The 8,559-nt window shown below is 53.8% G+C and carries 7 protein-coding genes; 4 read left to right on the top strand and 3 right to left on the bottom strand.

The window, feature by feature from the left end; translation table 11 throughout:
* The 3 genes from FYK55_RS28435 to FYK55_RS28425 all read left to right on the top strand — a co-directional run.
* The coding region (locus FYK55_RS28435) for a recombinase zinc beta ribbon domain-containing protein (RefSeq protein WP_201743834.1) at positions 1–526 on the top strand (526 nt) is incomplete at its 5' end.
* Positions 527–548: 22 nt separating this feature from the next.
* Positions 549–884 carry a hypothetical protein gene (locus FYK55_RS28430; RefSeq protein WP_150080006.1) on the top strand — a complete coding sequence of 112 codons (336 nt, stop codon included), beginning with the start codon at positions 549–551 and terminating at the stop codon, positions 882–884.
* Positions 881–1,246, top strand: coding sequence for a hypothetical protein (locus tag FYK55_RS28425; protein ID WP_150080005.1), 366 nt, complete (start codon positions 881–883; stop codon positions 1,244–1,246). Before FYK55_RS28430 ends, FYK55_RS28425 begins: the two co-directional genes overlap by 4 nt.
* A 244-nt stretch (positions 1,247–1,490) precedes the next feature.
* Here FYK55_RS28425 and FYK55_RS28420 read toward each other — a convergent pair whose 3' ends face one another.
* The 3 genes from FYK55_RS28420 to FYK55_RS29340 all read right to left on the bottom strand — a co-directional run bounded on the left by FYK55_RS28420 (position 1,491) and on the right by FYK55_RS29340 (position 7,652).
* On the bottom strand, positions 1,491–4,613 hold the full coding sequence (locus FYK55_RS28420; protein WP_150080004.1) for a TrlF family AAA-like ATPase: 3,123 nt from the start codon (positions 4,611–4,613) through the stop codon (positions 1,491–1,493).
* Between the two features lie 241 nt (positions 4,614–4,854).
* Positions 4,855–6,033: an exonuclease domain-containing protein gene (locus FYK55_RS28415; protein WP_150080003.1), complete on the bottom strand. Its 1,179-nt coding sequence runs from the start codon at positions 6,031–6,033 to the stop codon at positions 4,855–4,857.
* Positions 6,034–7,385: 1,352 nt separating this feature from the next.
* Positions 7,386–7,652 carry a hypothetical protein gene (locus FYK55_RS29340; RefSeq protein WP_161604824.1) on the bottom strand — a complete coding sequence of 89 codons (267 nt, stop codon included), beginning with the start codon at positions 7,650–7,652 and terminating at the stop codon, positions 7,386–7,388.
* On the opposite strand from FYK55_RS29340, the gene FYK55_RS30190 reads away from it, so the two are divergent.
* Entirely contained in the window at positions 7,552–8,055 is a 504-nt protein-coding gene (locus FYK55_RS30190; protein ID WP_390621789.1) for an FHA domain-containing protein, read from the top strand. The two genes, FYK55_RS29340 and FYK55_RS30190, sit on opposite strands and share 101 nt — an antisense overlap.
* The last annotated feature ends 504 nt before the right edge of the window (positions 8,056–8,559 follow it).

Genomic DNA, 8,559 nt, shown 5'->3' with positions numbered 1-8,559 from the left:
GTGGCAGACAAAGAAGGGGGCAGAGCGGGGCGGCCGGCGATTCAACAAGTCGTCTCTCTATCAACTGCTGACCAACGTCACCTACATCGGGATGATTCGCTACAAGGATGAAACCCACGACGGTGAGCATCCGGCAATCGTGGCCGACGATCTCTTCACCGCGGTCCAGCGACAACTTGAGAACAATGGCAAGAGTGGGGGCCGTGGCGTCCGAAACAAGCACAACGCTCTCTTACGCGGCCTTGTGCGCTGCGGCGCGTGCGACTGTGCGATGAGCCACTCGTTCTCAAAGAAGGGCACCCGGCTGTACCGGTATTACGTCTGCCAACACGCGCAAAAGAATGGTTGGGCAAATTGTCCGTCGCCTTCGATCCCGGCCGGGGAGATTGAACAGTTCATTGTGGACCAGATTCGGCGTATCGGATCCGATCCCGCACTGGTGGATTCCACGGTGGAGGAAATTCGCCATCAGCGAGAGCGAAGCATCAAGCGTCTGACGAGCGAAAAGGCCGGGCTGACCCCATGACATACGGGCGGACTTCGCGGAATTGGGACGTCTGGCGGGCGAAGATACCGACGACGGTCGCCTTGCCGACGTCCAGGAGCGGATTCAGATGGCTGAGGCCCGGATGAAGGAGATCGACAGGGAAATGGACGCTCTCCGCGATCCCGTTGTCGATGACGCAAAGGTCCTGGAGTCGCTGACACAGTTCGACGGCGTTTGGGCCGCTCTCCCACCCCGCGATCAGGCCAGGATCGTGGAACTGCTCATCGAACGGATCGTCTACGACGGTCGCGGCGGCGATCTGTCGATCACCTATCTGCCCACCGGGGTGCGGTCGCTGGCCGATGAATTCACAAGCGAAACGGAGGAGGCGGCATGACCACGACGAATCACAAGGTGGCATTCGGGGCCAAGGCCAAGCCAGGACGCTCTCGAAACGCTGACGCTCCAGGTCGGTTGCCCCGCGTGACGAAACTGATGGCTCTGGCGATTCGGTTGGATCAGTTGATTCGCGACGGCGTCGTGGCCGATCAGGCGGAGATCGCGCGGCTGGGATACGTGAGCCGCGCTCGGTTGACGCAGATCATGGATCTGCTGCTTTTGGCTCCGGATATTCAGGAGGCGATTCTGGAGTTGCCGCCGGGCAAGCAAGGCCACTCGTGTATCTCCGAGCACGATGTTCGGCCGATTGCGGCTAATCCCTACTGGGAAAAGCAACGGCAGATGTGGAGGTCGCTATGAACCCAGACGTGCTCGTGGGAGGCATCACGAATTCTTGGTCTGCGATGATTGAAAGAACTGCGGACGTTAAAGCTATACTGGCGACTATACCCCTGCCGAACATTCGGTGTCGACCGCCGGTGCGCCGAAAACTGAAGTACAAAGTCGGGTTGGTTCCTCCGACCGAAGCCCATTCGCATAATGGCTTAGAGATGTCGACTTCCAACTGAGGCTAGCTGAATCCCGTGTCTGACCTCAACGAGGCTCAATCGCCGACTTCTTCGATAGTCGCCTCGTAAGCTAGCAGCGGTTTGTGCCACTTCTTCCGGCGATTGTCGAAGGCGGGATACGTGCCCTCCAGAACATTTACCGCGAAGTTGTTGATCTTGTAGTCTTCGATCGCACCCGTCGAGTACTTGATCTTGTGGCCATCGGCTTTATCGATGCTGCAGCAGATGAGCTGGTCGGCGTCGCAGTAGACCGCAAGATTTGGATTGTGGGTCACGATGAACACCTGCCGGCGCGCTCGAGCCTTACGGATGCAGTCCACTAGCAGCCGAACCACCGACTCATTGTCGAGGTTGTGCTCTGGCTGATCGATAATGATTGGGATCTCTTCAGTATCGAGCAGCAGGTAAAACACAAGGAGCAGTGCTCCCTTCTCTCCCGGTGATAGCTGCGAAATGTCCTTGCCGCCAAGGCGCAGGTTGTACCGAATGTCCAAGTACTTCATGCAGAAGATGTAGTCGTACAGATCGCTCAGGATCTTCTTGTCACGGAGTTGAGACCTGATCGAAATCGGAACCTTCTCGCCGTCTTTCTCGAAGTTCGTCAGTTTGTCGATAATCTCATCCGTAAAGTTCACCACCTCGTCTGAAGAGTTGAAGTCATAGGACCGTAGCAAGTCACGCATGAGCGTCCTGCTCTCTTCCTCGCCGTAGAAGTTTCCCTTCTTCCCCTTGTGGATGAAGTCTAGAAAGTTCGTCTCGAAGCCGGTATTAACCACGGACGCATCGAATTCGAGTTGCACCGCGTGTGGTGATTCGGCTGCTTCTGAAGCAATCTTCTGCACCGGTGCGTACAAATCCTCGTAGATCACCTGTATCGACACCAGCTCCTCATGGAGTTCGCGAACGAGTTGCCGTCGTTCTTCACGCAGCTCCGAAAGCTGGTCAGGGATGACCTTTGTTGCTCGCTTGATTCGTTCCTCGTAGTAGACGATCGTATCGGCTGTCTCCGCATTTCCAATAACCGCAGCCTTGCGTTTGTTCCTTGCTTCTTGTTCCTTCAGATACGCTTGATATGCTTTTTGTGGTGCTGCCAAGCCATCTTGCATCGCGGTAATGGCCTTGTCGCAAACTGTTGCAGCAGCCGTCAATCCCGGCACCGCTTCTTCTTCCTCAGTCGCCGGTTTACCATCGAGTAATACCGCGATTTCAGCAAGTTTCGCCTTCACGGCCGTGAAACGTTCAGTGAGCGGCTCACGGTTGATCGTAACGTTCACGATCGTATTGATGTCGAATCCGGCATCCTCAAATTCTTGCTGGTTCTCTTCTATGAACTGAATGCGCTGCGATTCGAAATTCTCAACGTGACCCAAGAGTCGATTAAGCGACGCACTCTCCGCGGACAGTTCTTGCCGTTCCGTCTGAAGAGTTGAGATTTGCTCATTGATTTTGGCAAGCTCCTCCTTCTTCGTTTCGATTTGTTCGACAGCCTGCTTGGTCGTTTCGTCATCAGGGTCTTCTGGAGGCTGTTCGACCACAGCAAGTGGAACCTTGTCGATTGCTTCTAGTTCAGCCTGCTTTAGGGCAAGCGCTTTCTTGTACGACTCCACCGTGTCGTGACTCATCTCCTGCTCGTTGCGGATGATGTTCGCATTTAGCGATTGGATCGACTGCTGAAGTTGGGCAATCGCTTGCCGCTTGGCTTTTTCGAGATACTCCAAGAGATCATTGAGACTCCCGGTGCCGAGCTGCTTTTCGGCCGGCACATGCTCGAAGATTACTTTGCGGAGTTCGCTCTCAAATCGTGTGTCATTGCCGGTCGCGATTTCGTTGCAGAGGTCTTCGATGAAATGCTGTGGCAGGTAACGGACGCGTTCTGGCTGGTGGAGGTCTGCATCATTAGCGAGACCTATTTGCACCGGAGCGCCGTCGGCCCACAGTAAAGTCGCTTCAAAGTGCTGAGCTTTATTGTCCGTACTCCGACGGAATCGTTCTCCGTTGAGAAACTCCATCGAGGAGCAATGCGAGTTGGCCCCGAGCGCGAGGATATCGGCCAGCGCACTCTTCCCGCTCCCCTTGTTGCCAACGATCGCCACCAAACCCGGATTGAGTTCGATCTCGCAGCCATGGAACCAATGCTCATCCAGTAAGGAACCGACCACTTTCGTAAGCCGCAATGTCTTGATGTACTTCGTGGGATTCTGGTCGCAGTGAACGACCTTCTCCGGACGATCGCCAATGTGGCAACGTAGCGAAGGCTCGTTGCAGACTTGCCGTAGCCCCTTGAAAGTCGGTTGCGCCTTCAGCCAAGTCGCACGTTCGCTCGGATACACACCGTACATCGATGTTTTGTGGGCATCGCTTCCGCTAAATACGGGCTTGGGGAATCCGCCAAGATTCTCGATGAAGTCCAGCCCAATTTGCGGCTTGGTCGGATGCCCATTGCCGAGGAACAGATCAACGTGCACCTTCTTCCTGCTTTCGAAGCAATCCGCCCACTTCATCAATGTGGCATCGGAGTATGGATGGCACTGCCAGTCCAAATCTGAAACGCCGTCGCTCGTGTCGTACGGTAGAATAAAGAGGCAGTGTTCTTTGCCGACCGTCTCGATCGCATGCTTCAGTGACTCTCGCGACACCTCGGCGGTCTTCATGCCGCATTCGAGCATCTTCGCGTCGTTACCTCTGTCCTCTATCTTGAATCCATGGAGTCTCAGCTTGTCGCCTGCGTAGTTCTGCGCCAATGCGATAAAGTTCGCTCTTGTCACCGGCCTTTCAACAGGACCAGAGAATCTGAGCGTCGTCAGAAATGCATCAAGTGTGTCGAGAGGGAGTTCGTCGCTGAAGAGAACGTGCGCATTCAAGCGGTAGTTTGTCGGGGCGTCTAATCGAAACTCAATGCCGGGAAAAATACGTTTCGTCGTCGCGTCCGGGTGCCGACTAATGTAGTCATTCAGTATCTTGTAGCCTTCGAATGTCCAGTAGTCCATGATGCAGAAAGCAATCACGTCCGTCGCGTTCATCGCGTCGATGACCTTATTGCATATTGCATCTTTCTGCTCTGGAGTCTTTCCCTCGAAGCGATCTCCTTCCCAATGGAATGAAGCAGGAGTGTGGACATGAAGATCCCACTTGTTCCACGTTGATCCGACTGTATTCATTTTCTTGCCTGCTATCCCCGATCGATGACTGTAACTCTTTGAAGGCGTTCGGAATCGGATCTTAACTACTCACAGGGCCAATCGGCAGTCTAGACACGTGGATCAAAGTAGCTCCATCGATACACACTGCCCGTGAAGATAGGATGATGGTATACTTCTTTACTGCTGAGGTAGGCAGATGTGATCTTGCGCCGAAGGCCGACACCGGTTCGTCGCGTATAGGTCACTACGTCAATTTCGCTCAATCAGGGCCGCAAATTTGATTTTTGTTTTCGGCGACCATTTCAAGGAATAGCCGCGATTCAACGATCGGCTTTCCGTATCGCCTCGCCTTCTTTGCTTTCCCGGACGACGATGACGGATCGACCGCTACGGCAAGATCGCAATTCGATTTAGTGACGTCTGAAACAACAGTAAAGCCGCAGTCGGCAGCCAGCTTTTTAAGCTCGCTTTTGGATACCTTGTTCCCATCGGCATCGACAAACGTTCCTGTAAAGCAGATTGCGGCACCGGCAGGAATTTGGTCGAAGAAGCATTCGTCGTTAGTTGGCTGCGGAACTACCGACGTGTCGAGCCCTAGCGTTTCCGCAACCGCAAACAATATCTGATGTTCCTCTTCTGTGACGACGCCGTCTTTCTCGGCACCCGCCACCATGGCTTGAAAGTACTGGCGGTGAGCTCGTGTGATGTCCGCGTGTGAGAGGCCCAGTTCGTCTGCCAGATGGCTCAGATGCTTGCGTTCGTCGTCGGTCACGAGGAAATCATCGAGGACCCAGTCGAGAAGATCCATGTACTGGAGTAGGTGAGTGTCTTTTTCGGTGTAGACAAGTCGGCTAAGTAGTCGCTCAAACAGGGGCGAACTTTCACCTGTGCTTCGCCGATGTGTCCGTTGCGAGAATTCGCCCGGCACATTCGCCAGCCTAGAAGGCATTGCTTCTGCCGCGGGTTCTAACGCCTTCAATAGCGCGGTACTTGCCTTGGCATCGGCTAGGGCGCGGTGGTGCTGCGGTGGACTGACGCCAAGCATTTGGCAGGCGGCGGGAAGCTTTTGCCCCGTCAACTTCAGCGTGCACACTCCGCGACCGGGATCGAAAAGTGCATCCAGACGCCCGAACTCCTGGCCAATCATCCGTTCATCGAACATCAGATTGTGAGCCACGATCACCCGGTTCTCGATTCGTTTGGCGACTGCGTGAGCAACTTCGCCGAACGACGGAGCCATGGAAATCATCTTCGGTGTGATGCCGTGGATGTGAGTCGGGCCAAGGTCCCGCTCGGGATCTACCAGCGTTTCGTACTCGTCGATGATCCGTAGCCGCGAATCGAGCACGACGACACCAATCTCGATCACCCGATCCTTCTTACCGAATCCGGTCGTTTCCACATCAACGACCGCGTACTCCGCCGTTCCGCCTAACATGCCCGCTTGCCCCTGCTATTCAGTTCCTCGAGAAGGATTGGCCAACCGATGTGTTGGCTGGTTTTTGGCTCCGAAGCCGATTGCCGAAGCGGCTCCGTAGTACGATCTGCCGAAGAGAATCCCGCCTAAGAGCGTATGGTCTCGGCGAAGAAGCTGATCGTGGAAGTTGAATCTGCTCAAAAGTCCGCCCCGGTTCCGCTCCTTATTTCGTAGGTGGGCAAAAGTATAGTTGGCGGAAGCGGAGGAAAACAGACGGAGAGACGGTGAATTCGAGGAGCTTGTTGGGACGAGATCGATCCGTGCGGACGAAGAGACGCTACGATGGATCTTCCAGCTGGTCGACTTCTGCTGCTGGACGCTCGACCTTGTTGGCCCAAACCGCAAGTTTCGTGAATTGTGGTTCTAAGCAGCAACCTCTCGTTGGAACTGCATTTGATTTAGGGATTGGCGTTAATAGAAGGCGGACATAGGATCTGCCAGGTGTAGAGCAAGCATTCCGGAACGAGGTGTTCTACCTTGATTGACGAAATTAGACTTGAGTACTCTGACGGACTTACGAAGCAACTGATACGGTATGAAGCGGTAATTGCTTCGAGTGGTATCGTTGTCGATGGTAGGTGGTATGTCCGAGGATCCCTCGCGAACGGAGAATGTCGGTTTTCCATGGAGGTCGATTGGAACCGGTGGCTAGAACTCGAAAGATTTCTCGCCTCATTGAGCACGGAATGCTATGGGAGCACTGCGATCACCGACCTACACAGTTTGTACGTTAGCGTGCGGCGCGGTCAGCAATCGTATCATCGAGGCTTCTATGGACTTGGATTCGGCCTAGCGCGAAACTGGGAATCGGAGCTTGACTATCTTGGTCGCTTCATGGGTGAGGTGAGAGATAAGGTTCAAGCAATCTCCGAGAGGCCGATTGTGCGGAAGTGTCCTTTTTGCCAATCCGAGCGAGTCGAAGAGATTCAGTATGATCGAGCTGACCTGGAGACTGTTGACGATGATTCAAAGCTCTTTCGGTGCCAGTCTTGCACTTCGGAGTTTGGAAAGCTGCCGGAGTCGTATCTCTCCGAAGCTCGTGAGAAGCGACGACGCAAACAGGAAGTCTTTGAACTCGGAATTCTGGATGCAAATGTAAATAAGTCAGGTTTCATCAATTGTCCGTGCTGTGGTTTGACTTTCCTGATCTCTGACAGTCAATCCTGGGATGGTCAAACGCATCTACGCTGCGGGGTGAGACTCAATCCAATTCTCCCGCCGGGCGGGATCCAGTCACGTTGGTATCACTAGTTAGCAATGCAGAAGCAGTTTCGGCATCTCGCTGAATCGTGCCACTTATCGGTAGATCACGTTTACCCGTCTTGCAGGACCACGTCACATTTCAACCGCCAAGTTAAATGAGAATCTTTGCGATACGACATGCGGTCCTCGATTTCGGTACCGAAGCGGCTGTATCCCGAGTTTATTTTGCAAGGACTACCGAACTTTTCCGGGTCCGAACTGACCATTTCAGCCCAAATGGACTTGGCACCTGGAATGTTTTCGATCGCACGTGCGGCAGGCACGACAAACTTTTCAAAGCCATCGCCAAGGCACTTGAGCACCTGCGGATGTCGCAAGGGGGCAATCGGCTCGTTGCAATTGGTTGGTCCGAATGCTATTAGCCAAGACGCCCGGCATCACAGAAGTGCGGATAACACCATGAATCGAGAGACTCGGCACGACGGTCCCTGTCTGTCCGAAATAACGCACCTACACCAGTGCAAAATTATTCCGCTCCCGATTGGGACTACATACTTCGGTAGAAAGCCATCAAATAACGTGCTCCTAGATAAGTCTCCTTCTATTGGCAGCCATATTGCAAGAATCGTCCGAAGCGCTGACGAATCGTGGATCGAGGATGTCGGTGCTCGCAATCCGCCCTTCATAGATGGTGTACCACTCCGCGACCGGAAACTCCTGCGGGATGGCACGGAGATAAGGTTCGGTGCATATGTCTTCCAATACTGTGATGAAACATAAAGCACGCGATTAGCCCGATGAACAGATGATGTCGGTCCGAGCAATTGGAGTCAGCAACGACCATTCAATGCGATTCGGAAAGAGAAACTAGCCATTAATCCAGGCCACGAAGAACAAACGCGAATCCACGACGACGTGCTTCGATTCGCTGCCCGAATCGTCCTGATAAACGTTTCCAATGGGACGAGACCTTGTTGCTTCAATTTGGCCGAGAGGTGCAGAAAACGCCGAGGCGGCTGCGCAGGTCGACGAAACACTTCGATTGAAGCCATCCCGCTGATTGCCAAAAGACGACCAGTTCTGTACCTAAGTTAATCTGGCAAAAAACGTGGACGGCCCAGTAGAAACGGCTGTTCCGCTCTTGCAGGGCAGCAGCCTTCACCTCTCATTGACAATATCGATTCGCTGTCCGCACCGCCTACATCGATGCCAAGAGAATGCAGTTGTATCGGAGGCGAGGAAGCGTCGTTTGCAATTTGGGCATTCGACCCAACCATGTTTGTT

Origin of the sequence: Roseiconus nitratireducens (assembly GCF_008629675.1) — a bacterium.
Taxonomy (GTDB): domain Bacteria; phylum Planctomycetota; class Planctomycetia; order Pirellulales; family Pirellulaceae; genus Stieleria; species Stieleria nitratireducens.
Note: the sequence above shows the minus strand (reverse complement) of the source record. Positions and strands in the feature narration are given on the sequence as shown.